Source organism: Streptosporangium sp. NPDC049046, assembly GCF_040649155.1.
In the GTDB taxonomy this organism is placed as follows: Bacteria; Actinomycetota; Actinomycetes; order Streptosporangiales; family Streptosporangiaceae; genus Streptosporangium.
Genome location: NZ_JBEZEZ010000009.1, coordinates 292484 through 313057 on the forward strand (window position 1 = coordinate 292484; position 20574 = coordinate 313057).

The 20574-nt window shown below is 70.6% G+C and carries 18 protein-coding genes; 8 read left to right on the forward strand and 10 right to left on the reverse strand.

What is annotated here, in order from left to right:
• Positions 1–118: 118 nt before the first annotated feature.
• Genes AB0B96_RS15665 through AB0B96_RS15685 form a run of 5 tightly spaced genes read right to left on the reverse strand, consistent with a single transcriptional unit; the run spans position 119 to position 3818 of the window.
• The gene (locus AB0B96_RS15665; RefSeq protein ID WP_362899147.1) at positions 119–268 is read right to left on the reverse strand and encodes a hypothetical protein; all 150 of its coding nucleotides are present in this window, start codon (positions 266–268) and stop codon (positions 119–121) included.
• Positions 265–987, reverse strand: a complete 723-nt coding sequence (locus tag AB0B96_RS15670; protein WP_362899149.1) for an ABC transporter ATP-binding protein — start codon at positions 985–987, stop codon at positions 265–267. Before AB0B96_RS15670 ends, AB0B96_RS15665 begins: the two co-directional genes overlap by 4 nt.
• Positions 984–1826, reverse strand: coding sequence for an ABC transporter permease (locus AB0B96_RS15675; protein ID WP_362899151.1), 843 nt, complete (start codon positions 1824–1826; stop codon positions 984–986). The genes AB0B96_RS15670 and AB0B96_RS15675 overlap by 4 nt, the downstream gene beginning before the upstream one ends.
• Positions 1823–2836, reverse strand: a complete 1014-nt coding sequence (locus AB0B96_RS15680) for an ABC transporter substrate-binding protein (protein ID WP_362899153.1) — start codon at positions 2834–2836, stop codon at positions 1823–1825. The genes AB0B96_RS15675 and AB0B96_RS15680 overlap by 4 nt, the downstream gene beginning before the upstream one ends.
• On the reverse strand, positions 2829–3818 hold the full coding sequence (locus AB0B96_RS15685) for an ABC transporter substrate-binding protein (RefSeq protein WP_362899155.1): 990 nt from the start codon (positions 3816–3818) through the stop codon (positions 2829–2831). The genes AB0B96_RS15680 and AB0B96_RS15685 overlap by 8 nt, the downstream gene beginning before the upstream one ends.
• Before the next feature lie 126 nt (positions 3819–3944).
• Between AB0B96_RS15685 and AB0B96_RS15690 the strand changes: the two genes are divergently transcribed.
• Both AB0B96_RS15690 and AB0B96_RS15695 read left to right on the forward strand, forming a co-directional pair.
• Positions 3945–4721, forward strand: a complete 777-nt coding sequence (locus tag AB0B96_RS15690) for an IclR family transcriptional regulator (RefSeq protein WP_362899157.1) — start codon at positions 3945–3947, stop codon at positions 4719–4721.
• A 156-nt stretch (positions 4722–4877) separates the two neighbouring features.
• Positions 4878–8126: a penicillin acylase family protein gene (locus AB0B96_RS15695; protein WP_362899159.1), complete on the forward strand. Its 3249-nt coding sequence runs from the start codon at positions 4878–4880 to the stop codon at positions 8124–8126.
• Between the two features lie 56 nt (positions 8127–8182).
• Here the strand turns inward: AB0B96_RS15695 and AB0B96_RS15700 are convergent, their stop codons facing one another.
• From AB0B96_RS15700 to AB0B96_RS15710, 3 genes are all read right to left on the reverse strand, one after another.
• Positions 8183–9949 (reverse strand): IucA/IucC family protein, encoded by a 1767-nt coding sequence (locus AB0B96_RS15700; protein WP_362899161.1) that lies wholly within the window; start codon positions 9947–9949, stop codon positions 8183–8185.
• Positions 9946–11697: an IucA/IucC family protein gene (locus AB0B96_RS15705; protein ID WP_362899163.1), complete on the reverse strand. Its 1752-nt coding sequence runs from the start codon at positions 11695–11697 to the stop codon at positions 9946–9948. Before AB0B96_RS15705 ends, AB0B96_RS15700 begins: the two co-directional genes overlap by 4 nt.
• A 215-nt stretch (positions 11698–11912) precedes the next feature.
• The gene (locus AB0B96_RS15710; RefSeq protein ID WP_362899165.1) at positions 11913–13076 is read right to left on the reverse strand and encodes a siderophore biosynthesis protein; all 1164 of its coding nucleotides are present in this window, start codon (positions 13074–13076) and stop codon (positions 11913–11915) included.
• A 375-nt stretch (positions 13077–13451) separates the two neighbouring features.
• Here AB0B96_RS15710 and nudC point away from each other — a divergent pair, with 375 nt between their 5' ends.
• The gene (gene nudC / locus AB0B96_RS15715; RefSeq protein ID WP_350947840.1) at positions 13452–14429 is read left to right on the forward strand and encodes an NAD(+) diphosphatase; all 978 of its coding nucleotides are present in this window, start codon (positions 13452–13454) and stop codon (positions 14427–14429) included.
• Positions 14430–14645: 216 nt separating this feature from the next.
• Here the strand turns inward: nudC and AB0B96_RS15720 are convergent, their stop codons facing one another.
• A complete protein-coding gene (locus AB0B96_RS15720; protein WP_350947839.1) occupies positions 14646–14900 on the reverse strand; it encodes a glutaredoxin domain-containing protein in 255 nt (84 codons plus the stop codon).
• Positions 14901–14958: 58 nt separating this feature from the next.
• The gene (locus AB0B96_RS15725) at positions 14959–16170 is read right to left on the reverse strand and encodes an alpha/beta hydrolase (RefSeq protein ID WP_362899168.1); all 1212 of its coding nucleotides are present in this window, start codon (positions 16168–16170) and stop codon (positions 14959–14961) included.
• Positions 16171–16345: 175 nt separating this feature from the next.
• Between AB0B96_RS15725 and AB0B96_RS15730 the strand changes: the two genes are divergently transcribed.
• The 5 genes from AB0B96_RS15730 to AB0B96_RS15750 all read left to right on the forward strand — a co-directional run bounded on the left by AB0B96_RS15730 (position 16346) and on the right by AB0B96_RS15750 (position 20397).
• Entirely contained in the window at positions 16346–18418 is a 2073-nt protein-coding gene (locus AB0B96_RS15730; RefSeq protein ID WP_362899170.1) for an ATP-dependent DNA helicase UvrD2, read from the forward strand.
• Complete coding sequence (gene tesB / locus AB0B96_RS15735; RefSeq protein WP_362899172.1) at positions 18415–19281, forward strand: acyl-CoA thioesterase II; 867 nt, start codon at positions 18415–18417, stop codon at positions 19279–19281. Before AB0B96_RS15730 ends, tesB begins: the two co-directional genes overlap by 4 nt.
• Positions 19282–19396: 115 nt before the next feature.
• Positions 19397–19699, forward strand: a complete 303-nt coding sequence (locus AB0B96_RS15740) for a hypothetical protein (protein WP_362899174.1) — start codon at positions 19397–19399, stop codon at positions 19697–19699.
• 127 nt (positions 19700–19826) lie between these two features.
• The gene (locus AB0B96_RS15745) at positions 19827–20096 is read left to right on the forward strand and encodes a WhiB family transcriptional regulator (RefSeq protein WP_329085648.1); all 270 of its coding nucleotides are present in this window, start codon (positions 19827–19829) and stop codon (positions 20094–20096) included.
• Between the two features lie 145 nt (positions 20097–20241).
• Positions 20242–20397 carry a hypothetical protein gene (locus tag AB0B96_RS15750; protein ID WP_350947834.1) on the forward strand — a complete coding sequence of 52 codons (156 nt, stop codon included), beginning with the start codon at positions 20242–20244 and terminating at the stop codon, positions 20395–20397.
• Positions 20398–20574 lie beyond the last annotated feature (177 nt).

Consider the following 20574-nt stretch of genomic DNA (forward strand, 5'->3'; position numbering starts at 1 on the left):
GTCGTGCGGCTGTGACACCGTGTCCGAGGAGACGTCGTGTGCCCATGCCATTGTGCCGGGGCGTCGTGCCGCGCGGGAATGCTCTCGGGGGCCGGCCGGAATCGGTGGGACAGCCATGTCAGATCTTTCCTAGAGGTTCGGTGGAGATGGGAAAGGGCCGCGCTGGGAGGGTGAACTCCTGCCTGGTCTCCTTCAGGAAGCCGGACAGGCCGGTCAGCACGGGCTCGTTCGCAACGATCCGGCTCAGCGCGGTCGCCTCCGTGCTCACCGTGCCACCCTCACGGGCCCGGGTTCCTTGGCGGAGACCCCGAGGTCGGCGAGCAGGCGGCGGCGGAGCGCCACGAAGTCGCCGTCCGCCCGGTCGCGGGGGCGGTCCAGTTCGACGGTCAGGTCGGTGACGAACGCGCTTTCGCGGAGCACGGCGATCCGGTCGGCGAGCAGGATGGCCTCCTCGACGTCGTGGGTGACCAGGACCACGGCGGGGCGATGCCTGGCGCACAGTTCGGTGATCAGGTCCTGCATGTGCAGCCTGGTCAGCGCGTCGAGCGCGGCGAACGGCTCGTCGAGCAGCAGCAGTTCGGGCCCGCGGACCAGGGCACGGGCCAGCGCGACCCGCTGCGCCTCACCGCCGGACAGCGTCGCGGGCCAGGCGTCGGCGTGGCTGCTCAGGCCCACCTCGGCGAGCGCCTCCAGGCCCTTGGCGCGGGCGCCGCGGCCCTGCCCGAGGATTACGTTCGCCAGCGCGCGCTTGGAGGGGATGAGCCGAGGCTCCTGGAAGACGACGGTCCGCACCGGCGGGACCAGTACGCTCCCGCTCGTGGCGGCGTCCAGTCCGGCGAGGATCCGCAGCAGCGTCGTCTTGCCGGTACCGCTGGCACCGAGCAGCGCGAGGAACTCACCGCGCCGCACCCGCAGGTCGATCCCGTCCAGCACGGCGCGGTCGCCGAAGACCTTGCGCAGGCCCGTGGTCTGTACGGCCAGGCTCATCGGGCCGCCACCGCCTTCCGCCACGGCATGGTGAATCGCTCGGCCAGTCGGAGGACGACGTCGGCGGTCAGTCCGATCAGCGCGTAGAGGATGACGCACAGGGCGAGGATGTCGGTGCGCAGGTAGTCGGTGGCCCTGGCCATCAGGTATCCCAGACCGGCAGTGACGTTGATCTCCTCGGCGGCGATCAGCGCGATCACGCTGAGCGTGGTCGACAGCCGTAGTCCGGCGAAGATCGAGGGCAGCGCGCCCGGCAGTACCACCTCCCTGACGAGAGCGAGGCGGCCGAGCCCGAACGAGCGGGCGGCCTCCACCACCTTGCGGTCGACGTTGCGCACCCCGCTGGAGACGTTGATGTACATCGGGAAGGTGCAGGCCACACTGATCAGCAGGATCTTGGAGGTCTCCTCGATCCCGAACCAGACCATGAACAGCGAGGTCAGCGCCAGGAACGGGATGGCACGCAGCGCCTGCATGGAGGAGTCGAGAAGCTCCTCGCCGAGCCTGCTCAGCCCGGACAGCACCCCGATGACCAGTCCGGCGGAGGCGCCGAGCAGCAGGCCGAGACCCGCGCGGGTGAGCGAGACGCCCAGCGCCTCCTGCATCTGCCCGTCGGCCCACAGCTCACCGAAGGTGCCGACCACCTCCTGCGGACCGGCCAGCACGTCAGGGGTGATCATCCCCGACGCGGTTCCCGCGTACCAAAGTCCGACGAGCAGGACCGGGCCGAGGGCGCGCAGGGTCAGGCTCGCCGCCGGATGGCGGCGGGCGTTCCTGGGCGGATCCGGCGGGACGAGCCCCGCCGTCTCCCGCCCGACGGACGTGGCCGATGTCGTCATGAGGCCGCGTCCGGCAGCGCGGTGATGTCGACGACGTACTGGGAGACGTCCAGCGGCGCGGTGAGGACCTTCTGGTCGAAGAAGAACTTGGCGACCTCCTGGTACTTGGCGATCTCGGCGGCGGTTACCGGCTGGGCGGGCTTGCCCTGCTTCTGGATCTGGACCACCAGGTCCTTCTGGACACCGGCCACGGCCTGCGGTCCGGTGGAGGTGAAGACGTTTAGGTAGGCAGCCGGGGCGGCGTTCTCCTTGACGGTGCCCTCCTCGATGAACGCGTACAGCGCCTTCAGTACCTCGGGGTGCTCGTCGATCAGGGTGTTGGAGGCGGCGTAGATGACGTAGTTGTCCGACCCGATCTCCTCCCCGTCGGCCAGGATGCGGGCGTCCAGGCTGGTCACGGCCGGGACGAGGAAGGTGGAGAAGGTCGACCAGGCGTCCACCTTGCCGGAGCCGAAGACCGGTGCCGTCTGCGGAGGGGCCAGGTAGACCCGCTTGACCTTCTCGACCGGCACGTTGAACGTCTGCAGTGCCTTGAGGAGCAGGTATTCGCTGGTGCCGCCGTGGCCGACCGCCACGCTGTGCCCGGCGAGGTCGGCCACGGACTTGATCGGGGAGTCCTTCTTGACCACGATCCCCTCGCCCGCGAGGTCCGGCGGGACGGTGGCGAAGATCTTGAAGCTGGGCTTGACGGCCAGCGCCGTGACACCCGCGGTGATCGAGCCGACGGCGATGTCGAGCGACCCGGCGTTGATGGCCTGCGCCGCCGGAGCGAAGACGGAGAAGTCGCCGGCCCACTGGACCTTCGCGTTCGCCTTGGCCAGGGCGGCGTCGAGGCTTCCGTCCTTCTTCGCGACCGCCAGGAAGCCGCTGTTGCCCGGATCGGAGATCCGCACCACCACCGGCTCGGCCTTGGCGTCCGGCGCGGCGGCCGAGGTGTCCGCCGAGGGAGTGGAGCCGCACGCGACCAGCAGGGCGAGGGGCAGTACGGCGGCCAGGGGGAGTCTACGCATGGGATTCTCCGTGGGTTCGGGCATTGGCGAGGGGGGTGTGGTCGGCCCAGGAGGCGACGTCCACCGCCGACTCCAGGAAGCCGTGGCCGCGCAGGAACCGCTCCTGCTCGGCGAGCAACTCCAGGCGTTCCGCGGACAGGTCGAGGTGCAGGGAGGCTCCCGAGTGGTAGGCGCCGGCCACTCCCGCCGAGCCCGCGCCGGTCTCGGCGCCCAGGATCCTGGCGACGTCGGCCGGGTGGTCCGCCGCCCAGTCGGCCGCCCGCAGCAGCACCGCGAGGAACCGGGTGACCAGGTCGGGGCGCTCGTCGAGTAGCCGCTGGTGGACGGTGATGGGGCGCGGCGTCCCGTTGTTGATCCGTGCTCGCCGGTCGGGAACGGCGTCGAGGTCGACCGCCACCTCGGCGCTGTGGCGCAGGGCCGCCTCGACGGCGAGCGCGCCCTTGACATAGACCGCGTCGACCTTGCCGCGGGCCAGGGCCGCCAGTTCGGCCTCCCACTGCCCGTGACCCGGGGTGGCCTCGACGTCCACCAGGTCCGCGTCGCCCAGGCCGAGTCCGGCAAGGGAGAGCGCACCCCGGAAACCCTGCAGCGCCATGGCCCGCCAGAAGTCGATGGCGAGGTGGTGCCGGGGGACGGCCAGACGTAGCCCCTTGAGCTGCTCCGGGCTCTCCAGGCCACTGCCGTCACGGGCCAGGATGACCTGGCGCTCCTCGATCCAGGTCAGGCCGACGAGCCGGGTGGCCTCGCCGCGTGAGCGGGCCCAGAGCGCGGGGACGTTCCCGCCCTCGCGGAACAGGCCGGTCAGCTCGTGGGTGAAGTGGTGGTCGGCGGAGACGTCGGCTTCGGCGTCCTGCAGGGACCGGACGCCGATCCCGTCGGGTGCGAACTCCTCGGTGAGCCAGCCCCGGTCGGCGGCGACACCGGTCGCGGTGGGCACCGGACACCGGGTGAACCAGATCGTGTCTGGCACGGCTGTGGTCATGCGAAAGAGTTTGCTAGTAAATTGGTAGGAAATGCAAAGTATGTCCCGCGATACGGGAAACCTTGACCCCATCAACCGCTTCTACCTGCTCATATCCCTCCCTACCTGAGAGAAGGAGATTCCCGCATGACGGCATCGAGCCGCGTGGACGGCGTCCAGTCGGTCCTGCGGGCGGTCGGGATACTCAACTGTTTCCGCGAGGGCGAGCCCGCCCTGACTGTCTCGGAGCTCGCCCGGCGGACGGGCCTGTCCACCTCCACCGCGCACCGGCTGGCTCGCAGCCTGCTCGACACCGGATTCCTGGAACAGGACGTCGAGACCGCCCGCTACCGGCTGGGTCCTTCGATCGCCGAGCTGGGCCAGCTCTCCTTCCACCGGCGCGGCCTGCACAAGGTCGCCCCCGAGCTGGGGCAGCTCGCCCGCGTCACCTCGGCCACCGTGGACCTGGCCGTCCGCAACGGCCCGCACGCGGTCATCCTGGTCGGAGGGTCCCTCAACCCCGATCGGGGAATCGGCCTGCACCGCCCGCTCCACTCGACGGCGCTCGGCAAGGTCCTGCTCGCCTGGGCCCTCCCGGGGAACGGCGACCTCGCCGCGCTCGGCCCGCTCCAGGCCCAGACCCAGCGGACGATCATTGACCACGCCGCCCTCCGCGCCGAGCTGGACCAGGTGCGCCAGAGCGGCTACGCGCTCAACGACGGCGAGTCCTCGGAGGGCGTCCGCACCGTAGCGGTCCCCGTGCTGGACCGCGCCGACCACGCCCGCTATGCCCTCGCGGTACGGGCCACCCCCCGGCTCATCGGTGACGCGCGGATCCCCTGGTTCGTCAAGCAGGCCCGCGCCTGCGCCCGTGTCCTGGAGGTCCTCCTGTTGCCTCCCGCCGAACGTCGCTGGCACTCGTGATCCGGCGATGACGGCGCCTCCGGCTTCGACCGATCGCCTTGACGGCCGGTCATGAACCGGAGATGACGATTATCACAGCGGCCATTGATTCGGTGTTGGCCGGAACGTATGTTCCTCTCAACATCCGAGTACGCCTCATGTTTAGGGGATCCTCCTATGCATGCACGCCTCCGGCGGATGACCACGGCGGCCTCCGGGCTCCTTCTGGTCCTCACGCTGGCATCCCCCCTCGTGCCCGCAGCCGCCGCCTCCACGACCTTATCCACGACCGGCGAAACGACCGGCAACACGGCCGGAGCCGCGACCGCGGCCGTCCTCCCTCCCGACGACTACTGCCTCGGAGAGTGCGCCGACATCCTGCCCCCGGGGCAGAACGGCAACGCCACCCTCGCCGGGATCCTCGCCCACCAGGCCCTGGGCACCAAGCCGAAGCACAGCGACGACCAGCTCGGCAAGTACGCGAACCTCCTGTCCGGCTACACCGGCCTCACCAACGACCAGATCGCCGACTTCTTCAACGACGCCTCGTTCGGCGTCCCCGCCGGACAGGTGGAGAGCACCACGAGCCCTCGTTCGGACGTGACGATCGTCCGTGACAAGGCGACCGGGACCCCGCACATCACCGGGACGACCCGCGAGGGCACGATGTTCGGCGCCGGGTACGCGGGCGCGCAGGACCGACTGTGGGTGATGGACCTGATGCGGCACGTGGGCCGCGGTGAGCTCACGCCGTTCGCCGGTGGCGCGCCGGGCAACCGGGCGCTGGAGCAGAGCGCCTGGCGCAACGCCCCCTACACCGAGGCGGACCTCCAGGCGCAGATCACCAGGCTGAGGGACTCCGGCCCCCGGGGCGCGCAGCTCTACACCGACGTGCAGCACTACATCGCCGGTGTCAACGCCTACATCGACCGCTGCATGGCGGACCGGAACTGTCCCGGAGAGTACGTACTGACCGGGCACCTCGACGCGATCACCAACGCGGGCGGCCCGGTGAAGTTCACCATGACCGACCTGGTCGCGATCTCCGGCGTGATCGGCGGGTTGTTCGGCGGTGGCGGCGGTGCGGAGATGCAGTCCGCGCTCGTGCGGGTCGCTGCCCGAGCCAAGTACGGTACGGCGGTCGGCGACCAGGTCTGGGCGGCGTTCCGCGCGCAGAACGACCCGGAGGCGACGCTCACCCTGCACAACGGCCAGAGCTTCCCGTCCGGCGCCGCGCCCGCCGGAGCCACCGGGGTCGTCCTGCCCGACCCGTCGACGGCGCCCGTGGACATCACCGCGAACGAGACCGGCTCCGCCACCTCTGCGGCGGCGACGGCCCAGAAGGGCGTGCTCGACGGCCTGCTCGTCGACAACTCCAAGCCCGGAATGTCCAACGCCGTGGTGGTCTCGGCGGCGAAGTCGGCGACCGGGAACCCGATCGCGGTGTTCGGCCCGCAGACGGGCTACTTCGCCCCCCAGTTGCTCATGCTGCAGGAGCTCTCCGGGCCGGGCATCCGCTCGCGCGGCGCCGCCTTCGCCGGGCTCAACCTCTACGTGCTGCTCGGCAGGGGCACCGACTACGCCTGGAGCGCGACCTCCAGCGGCCAGGACATCACCGACACGTACGCCCTCCAGCTCTGCGAGCCCGGCGGCGGCGCGCCCACCACCGCGTCCAACCACTACCTCTACCGGGGCGTCTGCACGGAGATGGAGACGCTGAGGAAGACCAACTCGTGGAAGCCCACCGTCGCCGACTCCACCGCCAAGGGCTCGTACGACCTCGTCATCCAGCGCACGAAGTACGGGCTGGTGAGCTGGCGCGGCAGCGTCGGCGGGCAGCCCACCGCCTTCACCGCGCTGCGGTCGACGTACCAGCACGAGGTCGACTCGGCGGTCGGCTTCCAGATGTTCAACGACCCGGCCCAGATGGGTGACGCGGCGGCGTTCGCGAACTCGGCCTCGACGATCGGCTTCGCGTTCAACTGGTTCTACGTCAACTCCAAGGACGCGGCGTACTTCATGTCGGGCAACACCCCGGTCAGGTCCGCGGTGTCCGACCCGAACCTGCCGATGACGGCCGACGCGGCCCATGAGTGGGCGGGCTTCGACCCGGCCACCAACAGCGCGACCTACACCGCTCCCGCCACCCACCCCCAAGCGGTGAACCAGGACTACTTCGTCAGCTGGAACAACAAGCAGGCCAAGGACTACGGCGCCGCGGACGGAAACTTCAGCTTCGGGCCGATCCACCGGGCCGACCTGCTGGACGCCCCGATCAAGGCCGCCCTGTCGGGAAGCGGCAGGCTCGACCGGGCGGGCACTACGAAGATCATGGCTGAGGCCGGTGTGACCGACCTGCGCGGGAAGAGGGTCCTGCCCGACCTGCTCCGGGTGATCAACAGCGCGGCCGTGACCGACCCGGCCCTCGCCTCGGCCGTCTCCAAGCTGTCGGCCTGGACGTCGGCGGGATCTCGCAGGCTGGAGACCTCGCAGGGCGGCAAGACCTACGCCCACGCCGACGCGATCCGCGCGTTCGACGCGTGGTGGCCCAAGCTCGTCCGCGCGCAGTTCAGGCCGGGGCTCGGTGACGGCCTCTACCAGTCGATGGTGAACGCGATCCAGATCAACGAGTCACCCTCCGGACACCAGCAGGGCGACCTTTCCACCCTGCCCACCTCGGCGAACGAGGCCCAGGCGCACAAGGGTTCGGCGTTCCAGTACGGCTGGTGGGGTTACGTGAGCAAGGACGTCAGGAGTGTGCTCGGCGATGCGGTCTCCGGACCGCTGCCCGCCAAGTACTGCGGGAACGGCACGGTGGCGGGCTGCCGTACCGTCCTGCTGGAGAGCCTGGCGGCGGCGCTCGCCGAACCCGCGGCGACGACCTACCCCGGAGACGACGTGTGCGCGGCGGGCGACCAGTGGTGCGCCGACGCCGTCGAGCAGTCTCCGCTCGGCGGGATCACGCACTCGCTGATCTCCTGGCAGAACCGGCCGACCTACCAGCAGGTCGTGTCGTTCCCCGCCCACCGGGGCGACACGATCAACAACCTGGCGGAGGGGAGGAGCGCCTCGGCGTCGAGCACCCAGCTCTTCTACCCGGCGAGCAGGGCCGTCGACGGCGACCCGACCACCCGGTGGTCGAGCTCGTCCAGCGACAACCAGTATCTCCAGGTCGACCTCGGGTCGGCCACGACCGTGGCGAGGGCGCTGCTGCGCTGGGAGGCGGCCTACGGGGCGGCCTACTCGATCCAGACCTCGACCAACGGCTCCACCTGGACCACCGTCTACTCCACCACCACGGGAAACGGGGGCGTGGACAACGTGAGATTCACCCCGACCACCGCCCGGTACGTCCGCATGCAGGGTGTCACGCGGGGGACGTCGTACGGCTACTCCCTCTACGAGCTGGAGGTCTATCCCCGGTGACGAACACCTGACGTGAAGAGGTGACGGTCGCCGCCGGCAAGACGGCGGCGACCGTCTCAGGTCGTGGCCAGCGGGTTGGCGACCGTCACGTATCCCGCGGAACGGTCCGCCGAGCGCGTCCACCGGACCGACAGGTTGGCCTTGGCCGGTAGCGGCGCTCCCGACAGCAGGTCCGACAGCGGCCGGGGCCACCCGCGCGACGCCGCGTACTTCGCCAGGACGTCTCCCGCCACCGCCCACAGCTCCCGGGTGGACCCGGTCCCCGCGAGGGAGGCGGCGATCTCGGCGAGGTGGTTGACCATCAGGCAGTAGACCACCCGGTTCCAGCCGGAGGCCGCGTCGTAGGCGAGCGCCTCGGCGACCCGGTCGGGCACCCCGGACAGGTCGTGCCGCCCCGCGACGAGCTTCGTGCCCTCCAGGTCGCGGAAGACGGCCTCCACGGGCAGCCCGTCCGCGTCCACACCGATCAGGACGTTCTGCAGGTGAGGTTCCAGCACCACGCCGTGACTCACGTAGGCGTCGAGCACCGGCGGCGCCACGCGTTCCACGTACGCCCGCCACCAGCGCACCGGATCGGCCGTCGGCACCCCGGCCAGGCCCACTGACACCCCGGCGATGCCCGTCGGCACGCCGCCCGGCACCGTTCCGGTCATCGGCGGCCCGGCCACGCCCGGCACCGCTCCCGCCGCCCGCCACCGGGCGACGTCCGGCACGCCGCTTCGCACCGCTCCGGTCACCGGCGACCGCACCGTGCCCGGCATGTCGCCCGCCACCTGCCACCCGGCGGCCAGCGCGCCGCTCAGCAGCGGGGTCACCCCCGGCCTGCACACCGACCACGGGCCGACCCGGACGATCACGCCGAGCCCTTCCAACAGCCGGGTGCCCAGCTTCGCGGAACGGTAGCCGGGCTCGGGCAGCCAGCGGGTGCCGGGGAAGGCGGCGGCCAGGTCGAGGAAGACCGGTTCGAGGCGACGGCTCAGCTCGACCGCGCCCGCCAGCTCGTACCAGGAGTTCTTCCGCACGCAGTTGGTGATCCGCACATCCAGGCTGAACTTCAGACACCGGTCGATCAGCGGCTCGTAGACCGTGCGGACCGACGACGTGGGAACCGCCATCCGGGCGCTTTCCCCCAGGTCGATCAGGCGGCCGTCGGCGAGTGGCGCGGCCAGGTCCGCCGCGAGCAGTTCCAGCTGCCACGGGTGCGCGGGCAGCGGCGAGTAGCCGGGCGGCGCCTGGCCGAGTTCGTCGAGCACGCCGGTGTCACCCTCCCCGGCCAGCACGTCGTTCCTCACCCCGAGCAGGCGCAACGGGAAGCTCGCGTGCGCCTCCGGCGCGTATCGCAGCCAGTCCGCGCCGCCGCGCGCCTTCGGGCTGGGATGGAACGGATGCCCGCCGACCAGTGCCTGCTCCGAGGCGAGCCACGGGTCGGTGGGCGGCGGCACCTCCTGCCGGGCCGCGACCAGTGCCGCGATGGCGTCCCTGCTCGCGGCGACCTGGGCGGCGAACTCGTCGTTGCCCTCGCCGAGTCCGGTGCCGAGCTCGGTCTCCACCAGCCGGACGAGCACGTCCACGGAGAGCGGCCGCCAGGAGCCGTCCTCCAACCACTCGGGCCGCCCCTCGAAGCGCAGCGCGAGCCCGCCGTGCGCGCGGACCCGCAGGCGAGTGCCGGCGACGCGCAGCAGCACGTACGGCCCCTCGTGCCCGACCTGCCCTCGGGGGCCCGCGATCTCCCTCACGCAGCAGCGCAGCAGCGCCGCCAGCGAGACGTCCTCGGCGGCGGCGGTGGCGACGGCGGCGGGTGCGCCGAGGGCGAGGCTGGTCATGTCGTCCTTCGCGGGAGCTGGGGGGTTCGCGGGAGCTGGGGAGGGTGGCGGAGATAGTTCGGCCCGCTCGTGCCGTAGAACTTGTTCACGTCCCGCGCGCCGGTGCGGGCCTTGTCCACCAGGGTCCCGGCGGTGATCATCGATTTGCCGACGAGCCGGTCGGCGTCGAGGGTCCTGGCCCGCAGCAGCCGGGCCATCGGATCCTCCCCATACTCGTCGAGCGCCTCGGTGAGCGTGTCGCGGACCAGTTCGAAGGCCCTCGGCGAGGGCAGCGCTCCGAACGTCACGGCCGCCGCGGCCAGGTGCAGGGTGATGGTCACGAACACGTCGGCGAGCGCGTGCGGGTCGTCGGTGAACATCCGCGCGTCGGTGAGGTCCGGCACCGCGAGCCCGGAGGACCGCAGCCTGTCCGGCGAGGTCAGCAGGCCGTCGTTGTCCTTGACGAGCAGCCGCAGGACACCGTCACCCGAGCCTCCGTCACCCGCGATGTCGCCTCCGGGGGCGTTCCCGTTCGCGGTCTCGGCGCCGAACACCAGCGAGAGGTTCTGCTGGTGGGCCTCCAGCGCCGTGCCGTACCTGACGAAGAGCCGCACGTGGAAGCGGAACAGCACCCGCAGGTATCGGCCGAGCAACCGGGTGACGTCCCCGCCGAACCACCGCCCGGCGAGCTCTTCGACGACCAGCCCGCCTCCGGGCAGCGGCGCGGGCAGCGCCGCGACCGGGACGACCTCCCCGGCGGGATGATGGCGCAGCAGCCAGCCCAGGTATTCGTGCCCGGCGTGCCCGTACATCTGCTCGTCGGCGAGAAGCACCTCGGGATCGGGCATGGCCCGCAGAAGCAACTCGGCCCGCGCCCCGTCGGCCAGTGTGTCCGGCTTGATCGACCTGCGGTTGCGCAGCCCGAGGGTGCTGGTGGTGAGCGGCAGCTTCAGGTGCGTGCCGGGGACGATCTCGACCGTCCGCATCGAGAGCGTGGGCCTGACCTCCAGGTGCGCCGACGGAGCCATGATCGCCCACGGGATCTCCTCGACCGCGGGGACCGTGAGCGGGTGTACGGGGAACAGCACGTGAGTCCGCGCGAGATCCCCGGCCAGGCCGACGGCGGCGAACCCGGGCGCCACCGGGGGCTCCGTCCCGACGAGCCGCTCTCGCGGCACCGCCGCCCAGCGCAGCTCGAAGGCGGGCGCGAACTCCGGCGCGTACGCGGTCAGGTCCTCGTCGGACAGGCCGCTCCTGGACCGGGCCGTCGGATAGACGGGGTGATCGAGGAACGCGGCCAGCGTCTCGTACCACACGCCGTCGCGCCCGTTCCCGCTCGCCGTCGTGTGCGTGAGGCCGGGACGCGTGGCGACGGCGGTGGCCGCCAGCCGGGCGAGTACGTCCTCACGGTGGGTGTCGTGGAGGTCGAGGGCGCGCAGCGCCTCGCGGCACTCGGTGACGAACGACTCCACCCCGGCGGTGTCGGCGAGAGAGGAGATCTCTCGCAGGGTGCGCAGGACCTCCTCCAGGTGAAGTGTCTCCTCCGGGGCCACCACGAAGTCCTGGAACAGCGAGCCGGGGGTCAACCGCACCCGCCTGCCCCCGGGCAGGAGCAGCGCGACACCGGTCTTGTCGCGGGTCACCCGCGCGGCCAGACCGCCGTAGTCCTCGCGCAGGAGCGCGTTCAGCACCCGGGTTGCGAGGTATCGTTCCCGTTCGCTCCCGGAACCTCCGCCGGCCGCGCGGGCCGTCGCGACGCTCCGGTTCACCGGGTCGCCCGTGGATCGCCGGCCCGCCGGCACCTCCGCGGGACCTCCGCGGACCACGCGATCGGTCGCGCGTTCCCGGTCCGCGTGGTCGCCCGTGCTTCCGGGGTGTACCCGGTCGTTCGCGGGGTCTCGGTCCGCGTGGTCGCCCGTGGTTCCAGGGCGCACTCGGCCGCCCGCGGGGCTCCGGCTCACCCGATCGTCCACGCTGTTCCGGCTCACGCGATCACCCACGGGTTCTCCGAGGTGAAGGCCGCGACGGCCGCGTCAACGCGGGCCCGGTCGGGGCCGATCGCGCGGACGATGCCCACGTAGTCGCGGTTGGTGTTGCTCAGGTCGATCCGGTCGCCCGTCGCGCGCAGCGGCCGGTGCCAGACGCGGACCGGGTCGCCGGGCGCGGGAACGACCGTGCCCGGAGCGCTCACCACGGTTCCAGGCCGGTCGGCGACGAGGCTCAGCGCGGTCGCGTGCCCCTCGCCGGAAGACCGCGGTCGCGCATCGAGACGCGCCCCGAGATGCACGCCGAGAACGAGCTCGAACAGGGGCGCGTCCAGCATGCTCGCCAGCAGGAAGTCGCAGTGGTCGCCGATCACCCGGTAGTTGACCTCGACGATCCTCGGCCCGGCCGGAGTCATCACGTACTCGGTGTGGCAGGCCCCGAACCCGACCCGCAGTGCCCCGAGGGCCCGAAGCACGTGGTCACGGCCGGGGGGCGGCTCCCAGTCGAGCCGTTCCTCCACGAAGTACGGCAGCGGCCCGAGGGTGGTGCGGAAACCGCCGAGCACCCTGATCCGCTCGCCGTCGCCGAGCGTCTCCATCGTGTGCAGAGGGCCGTCGAGATACTCCTCCACGACCAGCGTCTCTCCGGGGCGCCTGTCCCGGATGGCCGCGACGGCCTCCGCGAGCTCGCCCGTGTCGCGGACCAGTACGACGTCCTCGCTCGCCACGCCCTCGCGGGGCTTCACGACCGCGGGGAACGGCAGGTCCGCGGGCGGCGGATCGTCCGGTGCCAGCCGTGCGGAACGGACGGTCTCGACTCCGGCGGCGGCGAGCCGCCGCCGGGTGAGCGCCTTGTTCTTGGTGTCGACGCAGGCCCGCCAGTCCTTGCCCGGCAGGCCGAAGTACGCGGCGGCGAGCGCGGTCTCCGCCTGGATGTGGTCGGAGTTCGAGAAGATCGCGTCCGGGGCGTGGTGGTGCGCGACGGTGTCGATCACCGCCCGCGCGTCGCGCACGTCGCAGCGGAGCACCTCGGCCCCGGAGTCGCGGTACCGCTCGGGCCGGTCGGTGAGGACGGTGACCTCGCAGCCGAGCGCGCGGGCCGCAGGGAGAAAGCCGTCGGTGACCGAGTCGGTCGGTTTCAGCGCGGTGAGGTACAGCCGCAATGCAGGGACCCCCGATATCAGGCAAGGCTAACCTAACTCGGAGATCCTAGCCTGCGGCCGAACAGCGCGCGGAGGCGATCAGCTTATTGACAGTAGATGTCCGTGTCGCCCAATGATGAGAGCCCGCGGAGCCCGCTGTACAGGGCGGGAGAACCGGACGAGGGGTGAGGAAGGAGGAGAACCGGTGATGCACCGAGGCGTGTGTCGCCTCTCCCGCGCGTACGCAGAGAAAGGGGGAGGGTTCGTGCGCCGAGACGTGTGCCACCTTCCTCGCGCGCATGCCGAGAAGGAGGGAGGACCTGTGCGCGCAGAGGGGCGGATGGGGGCTTCGTCCTGCGGCGTAGTATGTGCACTCGGTGGGGGAGGCTGAACGGCGTGGAAATCGCGGCACAAGAAGAACTGTTGGGACCGCTGCTGCTCGCGCGCAGTGCCATTGACCGGTCGGCGGCGCTTCGCGGCGACGCCGAGTGGCTCGAAAAGGCCTGGGCGGACACCGCGACCAGGGTCGTGGTCATCGACGACGGACAGGCGCTGGTCCGGCGCAGCGGCGGAGAGGCCAAGCTGGTCCTGCTGCCCACGGCGGAGGCGCCGGACGGGGAGCGTTACCTGCTCGGCGTCGACGCCGAGGGCATCGCCTACTTCGCCGTGGCGGCACCGTTGGCGGACAGCGTCCACACCGGTTCCTTCAACCGGATCGTCGCCCCGCTCGCCTCCTCGGAGCTGGAGGAGGGCCAGACCCTCACCGCCGGACTCCGCCAGGTGGGGGCGATGCTGGAGGATCTGGACGCGGGGCTGCTGGTGTACGCGGTCGCCCTGGAGGCATGGCACTCCACCCACGAGTTCTGTCCCCGGTGCGGGAGCGCCACCGAGGTGCGCGCGGGCGGGCACGTACGCGTCTGTCCCAAGGACAACAGCCAGCACTTCCCCCGGGTCGATCCCGCGGTGATCATGCTGGTTCGCGACGAGGACGACAGGTGCCTGCTGGCCAGAGGGCCGCAGTGGCCCGAGGGGCGGCTCTCGGTGCTGGCCGGGTTCGTCGAGCCCGGCGAGTCGCTGGAGCACGCCGTGGCGCGCGAGGTGGTCGAGGAGGTCGGTGTGCGCGTCGTCGAGCCGCGCTACATGGGCAGCCAGCCCTGGCCCTTCCCGCGCAGCCTGATGCTCGGCTTCTTCGCGCGGGCCACGTCGACGGAGTTCGTCCTCGATGCCGAGGAGATCGCCGAGGCCCACTGGTTCAGCCGTGCCGAGCTGCTGGCCGCGGTGGAGAGCGGCGAGGTGCGCCTGCCGCCCGAGGTGTCGATCGCCCGCAGGCTCATCGAGGCCTGGTACGGCGAGCCGCTCACCGGCGACTGGTGACCCTCTCCGCGGGAAGGCCACGACCCGTCCCCGCCGAGGAGAAACGCCGGGAAAAGACCTCGCCGCCCTCGGGATCTCCCACCTTGCGGGGGAAAACCTCCGACAGGCGGCGGATCGCCGGGTCACGAGGTCGAGGACGTCCCGGCATACGAGAGCCCCGGTGTCCATGGAAGCGATACCGGGGCCCGGCAGTGGACCTGACAGTGGAGAGGGCGGTTACACGCCCGCGCCCGCCAGGATGCGCTTGAGCTCGATCACCGAGGGGTTGGTCCTGACGACCTGGCCGGTGGGGGAGTCGACCACGACGGTGGGGACGACCTGGTTACCGTTGTTCACGCTCATGACGAACGTGGCCGCGTCCGGGTCGCTCTCGATGTCGACCTCCTTGTAGGAGATCCCCTCGCGGCTGAGCTGGCTCTTCAGCCGCTTGCAGGGACCGCACCAGGTCGTGGTGTACACAGTGAGCGCCATGTCGTGAAAAATCCCCTCATGTGATGTCCGGCGCCATTGGCAACACAGCGAGGGCCGTTCATCTTCCCAATGGGAGCAGTTTCTCCGCGACCCACTGCTGAACCCGGTCCGCCACACCGGGCAGCCGGTAAAGAGGTGAGCTGTGCGCGATGCCGGGCTCGGTGACGATCGTCACCGGCACGCCGACCTTGCGCAGGTGCTCCTTGAGCTGCTCGCTGTGCTCCGGCGACACGAACTCGTCCTCGGAGTGCACGACCAGCATGGGCGCGTCACCGCGGCTCGCGTGCCAAGGCACCTCCATGCTCGCCCAGACCCTGGCGCACTTGCCGGTGGGCTCACAGCCCCCGGCGAGCCTGATGGCCGACTCGCGAAGCTTGCGCCTCTCCAGGTCGAAGGTGTCGATGCCCTCGGTGTACGCCGTGAGCGGGGACATCACCGGGGAGATGCCGACGACGCCGCGCATGCCGGGCCAGCCGTTCTTGTAGGTGCCCACGGCCCCGGCGAGGTGGCCTCCGGCGGAGAAGCCGACGACCACGTAGTTGTTCGGGTCGAAGGACCACAGTGCCGCATTCCGTCGTGCGGTGGCGATCGCGCTCAGCGTGTCGGTGCGCTGTGCCGGCCAGGAGGCGTCGGTGGAGAGGCGGTAGTTGATGTTGAAGACGACGTAGCCCTGCTCGGCGTAGCTGCGGCTTATCTCGGTCATGTACTTCTTGTCGCCCGACGACCACCAGCCGCCGTGGATCAGGAAGACACCCGGCCGCTTCAGCTCGTCGGTCTGGTACCAGACGTCCATGCGCTGGCGGACGTGCCGACCGTACGCGACGGTGTTGACGACCGTGCCCTGCACCAGGGGGTCGGGCTGGCCCACCGGAGGGGGCGTCGGGTTGCCCGCGCGGGTCTTCTGGGTGGAGGTCTTCTTGGGGTCGCCCGTGCCCGTACCGCCCGTGCTTGTTCCGCTCGTGCCCGTACCGCTCGTGCCGGCCTTGCTCACGCCGGTCCCCGTGCCGGTCGTTCCCGCGGTGGCCGTACCGATCTCGGCGACCCCGGTGGTCGCCTTCGCCGTGCCGTACGTGCTGCGATCCGTATCGTCCGCGCCGGCCTTCGCGGTACCGGTGGTGGCTCTGCCTGTGGGGGCCTCCGCCGAGCCGGGTGCGCCGCCGGTCTGGGCCGGAGCCGAGACCGTGTGGGCGTGCGCGGTCGTGTACGCCACCGCGGGTACAACCATCGCCGTCGCCAGGGCGAGTGCACCTACGGTTACCCCAGTTCGCACGAGCCTCTTCCTTCCCCCGGATCGGTCGCCCCCATTGTGGAGCAAAAAGCCCGCTTTGTGCATCTCGGCGAACCACATAGGTTGACGGCGGCATGTTGCCAGAATGACTGATGCTTGGCCAGTGACTGGGAGGATGTTGCCGCCCGGTCCGTTCGACTGCGTGTAAGGAGGCTCCGTGGAGCCCGACAACGTTCTGGCGGCACTGGACCCCGAGCAGCGTGAGGTGGCGGAAGCCGTCAGAGGACCGGTCTGCGTCCTCGCGGGGGCGGGGACGGGCAAGACCCGTGCCATCACCCACCGCATCGCGCACGCGGTCCGCAGCGGAGTGGTCGACGCCCAGGGCGTGCTGGCGGTGACGTTCACCACTCGCGCGGCCGGTGAGCTCAGGCAGCGGCTGCGGCACCTCGGCACGCCGGGCGTGCAGGCACGCACCTTCCACGCCGCCGCGCTGCGCCAGCTCACCTACTTCTGGCCGCGCGTCATCGGTGGCGACCCGCCCAGGGTGATCGAGTCGAAGCTGCCGCTGCTGATCGACGCCTGTCGCGTCCTGCGCAAGAACCAGGACCGTTCCGAACTGCGTGACATCGCCTCCGAGATCGAATGGGCGAAGGTCACCCAGATCGCCCCCGAGGACTACGCGGAGGCCGCGAAAAAGGCGGGCCGCGTCTCGCCCGTCCCCGCCGAGGAGGTCTTCCGGCTCTACGAGGCCTACGAGAACCTCCGCCGCGACCGGCACCTGGTCGACTTCGAGACCATCCTGGAGCTCACCGCGGCCGTGATGACCGAGCACCGCGAGGTGGCCTCCCAGATCCGCCAGCAGTATCGCTACTTCGTGGTCGACGAGTACCAGGACGTCAACCCCCTGCAGAAGCTGCTGCTCGACACCTGGCTCGGCGGACGCGACGACCTGTGCGTGGTCGGCGACCCCAACCAGACGATCTACTCCTTCACCGGGGCCACCCCCCGCTACCTGACCGGTTTCTCGGTCGAGCACCCCAACGCCACCGTGATCAAGCTGGTCCGCGACTACCGTTCCACGCCCCAGGTCGTCTCCCTGGCCAACCGGGTGCTCGACAGGGCACGCACCCCGCACAAGCTCGCCCTGATCGCCCAGCGCCCCGACGGCCCCGAACCGGTCTTCACCGAGTACGACGACGAGACCGCCGAGGCGGAGGGCGTGGCCCGGGCGGTGAAGAAGCTCGTCGGCACCGGGGTGCCCACCCGCGAGATCGCCGTGCTGTTCCGGGTCAACGCCCAGTCCGAGGCGTACGAGCAGGCCTTCGCCAAGGCCGGCCTGCCGTACGTGCTGCGCGGCGCCGACCGCTTCTTCGAGCGTCCCGAGGTCCGCCAGGCGGTCGTGCTGCTGCGTGGCGCCGCCCGCTCGGCCGAGCCCGGCGACACGCTCGCCTCGACCGTGCACGACATCCTGGCCGGCATCGGGCTCACTCCCGAGGCCCCCGGCGGCGGCAAGGCCCGCGAGAAGTGGGAGTCACTGAAGGCACTGGCCGATCTCGCCGAGGACCTCGCCGCCACCGGCGCCGATCTGCCCGCCTTCGTGGCCGAGTTGGAGCGCCGGGCCGGAGAGCAGCACGCGCCGCCGGTCGAAGGGGTCACCCTGGCCTCGCTGCACGCCGCCAAGGGCCTGGAGTGGGACGCCGTCTTCCTCGTCGGCGTCGCCGACGGCATGCTGCCGATCATCTACGCGGAGACGCCCGAGCAGATCGAGGAGGAGCGCCGCCTCCTGTACGTCGGCGTCACCCGCGCCCGCGCCCACCTCGCGCTGTCGTGGGCGCTGGCGCGTTCACCCGGCGGGCGGCGTTCCCGCAAACCGTCCCGCTTCCTGGACGGGCTCACCGGCCGCTCCGCGCGGAAAAGCCGCGCCGACGCCCCGGCCGCGGCGGCCGACCGCCGCCAGGTCGCCGCGCCGATCAGCTGCCGGGTCTGCGGCAAGACCCTCACCGCCGCCACCGAGCAGAAGCTCGGCAGGTGCGCGGGCTGCCCCGCCGACTACGACGAGGCGCTGCTCGGCGCGCTCAAGTCGTGGCGTACGGGAGTGGCCAAGCACGAGAAGATCCCCCAGTGGGCGATCTTCACCGACGTCACCCTCCAGGCCATCGCCGAACGGGCACCGCTTTCTGAGCAGGATCTCCTCGCCATCACCGGAATCGGACGGGTCAAGCTTGATCGTTATGGTGAGGCGGTAATCGAACTATGCCGTATCGCCGCAAACCAGACGGAGGGCGCGTGAACGAGGCGTTGAAGGAGCTTCTGGATCTGCTCGACCTGGAGCAGATCGAGCTCGACATCTTCAGGGGGCGCAGCCCGAAGGAGCGCATCCAACGTGTCTTCGGCGGCCAGGTGGCCGCCCAGGCACTGTTCGCCGCAGGACGGACGGTGCCCGACGACCGCCACGTCCACTCGCTGCACGCCTACTTCATCCGTCCCGGAGACCCGGCCATCCCGATCGTCTACAACGTCGAGCGGGTCCGCGACGGCCGGTCCTTCACCACCCGCCGGGTGGTGGCCATCCAGCACGGTAAGGCGATATTCACCATGTCGGCCTCCTTCCACGTGACGGAGACCGGCGTCGAACACCAGGCGGCCACGATGCCGCAGGTGGTCGACCCCGAGGGCCTACCGCTCTTCAAGGACCGGATTCTCCAGGCGGTGGGGCCGGACTCGCCGCTGCGAGAGTGGGTCTCCAGGCCGAGGCCGGTGGACGCCCGCTACGTCACCCCCCTCACCTGGGAGGCCTACCGCGACCCGGAGCTTCGCGGTTCGAACACCAACGTGTGGTTCCGCTACGACGCGGAACTGCCCGACGATCCGCTGCTGCACGTGGTGCTCGCCGCCTACGCCTCCGATTTCACCCTGGTCGACACCGTCCTTCTCACCCACGGCCTCGCATGGGGCGCGTCCAACCTCTTCGGCGCGTCGCTGGACCACGCGATGTGGTTCCACCGTCCCTTCAGGGTGGACGAGTGGATGCTCTACGCCCAGGAGTCACCGTGGTCCGGGGCGGCGCGAGGGCTCGCCAAGGGGGAGATGTTCACCCGGTCCGGGAAACTGGCCGTGTCGGTAGTTCAGGAGGCGATGATCCGCGTGAGATAGTCGCAAAACCGCAGGTGGAAAATAGGTTGCCCACTCCCCGGGCCGGGGTTTAAGGTCATGGACATGCAAGTCGGACGCTACTGTCCGACGATCAACGAATGGAGGTGAGTCCGCTGTGAAGAGCATCCTGATGCAGTCCCAGATGGGGCTCACTTCTGCGCGCCGTAACACCGTTCTGCCTTGCGACAGTCAGGTCATCCTCGCCGGTGGCGTGGCTGCTCTGGCTCTGCAGGTGGACTCTGACCGCTTCCACGCCGAAGCCGGCCGTCGTTGGTTCGCTCCGGCCGATTTCCCGGCGACGGACGTCCCGGCTGTTCGGAGTGGGCTGGGCGGCAACTACGCAACAACGACCAAGCACATCGGAAACGGTGGACTGCGCGGTCCGCAACCCTGGGGGCAACCTCCGGTCATAACCTGACCGAGGAAAAAGCCTTCAGGCCGCGGATCCGCACACAGGATCCGCGGCCTTCTTGTTTGTCCGCGTCATTCCTGACCCCCACCCCAAGAGGTAACCGAAGATCAACACCTAGCTGAGAGGTGAACAGATGGGGGCCCAGACGGTCATGGACCTGATCGACGAAGCCACAATCCCCTGTCGTACCGACCCCGACCTGTGGTTCGCCGAGTCTCCGGAGGACGTGGAGTTCGCCAAGGCGCTCTGCGGGGGCTGCCCGATCCGTGAGGCCTGCCTGGCCCGCGCGCTGGAGCGCGAGGAGCCGTGGGGCGTCTGGGGCGGCGAGCTTGTTCTGCGGGGGGCGATCGTTCCCCGGAAGCGTCCGCGCGGGCGTCCCCGCAAGAACCCGGTCGCTGCCTGAACAACCCGGTAACCGCCCGAACCACCCAGAACTCGAATCGCCGAGAACCCGGATCACCAAGAACTCGGCCGACCACGAACCACACGTTTCCGAAGGGACCATTCCGATGAGCCACTCCAACACCAGAGGCCTCCCCCTGCCGTCTATGCAAGAAGAACTGGTCCGTGACCGAATACGGACCCTCCACCGGGAGGCGGAGGAGCATCGCAGGGCCGCAGGTCTTCAGCGCCTCCGGCGCGCCCAGCGTGAGGCGGAGCGCGCCTCGGCGCGCCTGCGGAGCGCGATCCTGCGCCTCGTCTGATCCGTCATCATCTGTCATGATCTGTCCGTCTTGATTTGTTCGACCCGACCGGTAGGGACCGGCGGCGACGCGTAGAGCACGCACGAGAAACACGCGAAGCCGCACGGAAGGAAGCCGCACGGAAGAGGACGTTAAGAGCGAGACGGGCCGGACAGAGGCGACGGACTCGAAGAGCGA

Coding starts and splice junctions, on each gene's coding strand:
- AB0B96_RS15670 (WP_362899149.1), bottom strand. CDS start 987: ATGAGCCTGGCCGTACAGACCACGGGCCTGCGCAAGGTCTTCGGCGAC.
- AB0B96_RS15675 (WP_362899151.1), bottom strand. CDS start 1,826: ATGACGACATCGGCCACGTCCGTCGGGCGGGAGACGGCGGGGCTCGTC.
- AB0B96_RS15680 (WP_362899153.1), bottom strand. CDS start 2,836: ATGCGTAGACTCCCCCTGGCCGCCGTACTGCCCCTCGCCCTGCTGGTC.
- AB0B96_RS15685 (WP_362899155.1), bottom strand. CDS start 3,818: ATGACCACAGCCGTGCCAGACACGATCTGGTTCACCCGGTGTCCGGTG.
- AB0B96_RS15690 (WP_362899157.1), top strand. CDS start 3,945: ATGACGGCATCGAGCCGCGTGGACGGCGTCCAGTCGGTCCTGCGGGCG.
- AB0B96_RS15695 (WP_362899159.1), top strand. CDS start 4,878: ATGCATGCACGCCTCCGGCGGATGACCACGGCGGCCTCCGGGCTCCTT.
- AB0B96_RS15700 (WP_362899161.1), bottom strand. CDS start 9,949: ATGACCAGCCTCGCCCTCGGCGCACCCGCCGCCGTCGCCACCGCCGCC.
- AB0B96_RS15720 (WP_350947839.1), bottom strand. CDS start 14,900: ATGGCGCTCACTGTGTACACCACGACCTGGTGCGGTCCCTGCAAGCGG.
- AB0B96_RS15745 (WP_329085648.1), top strand. CDS start 19,827: ATGGGGGCCCAGACGGTCATGGACCTGATCGACGAAGCCACAATCCCC.
- AB0B96_RS15750 (WP_350947834.1), top strand. CDS start 20,242: ATGCAAGAAGAACTGGTCCGTGACCGAATACGGACCCTCCACCGGGAG.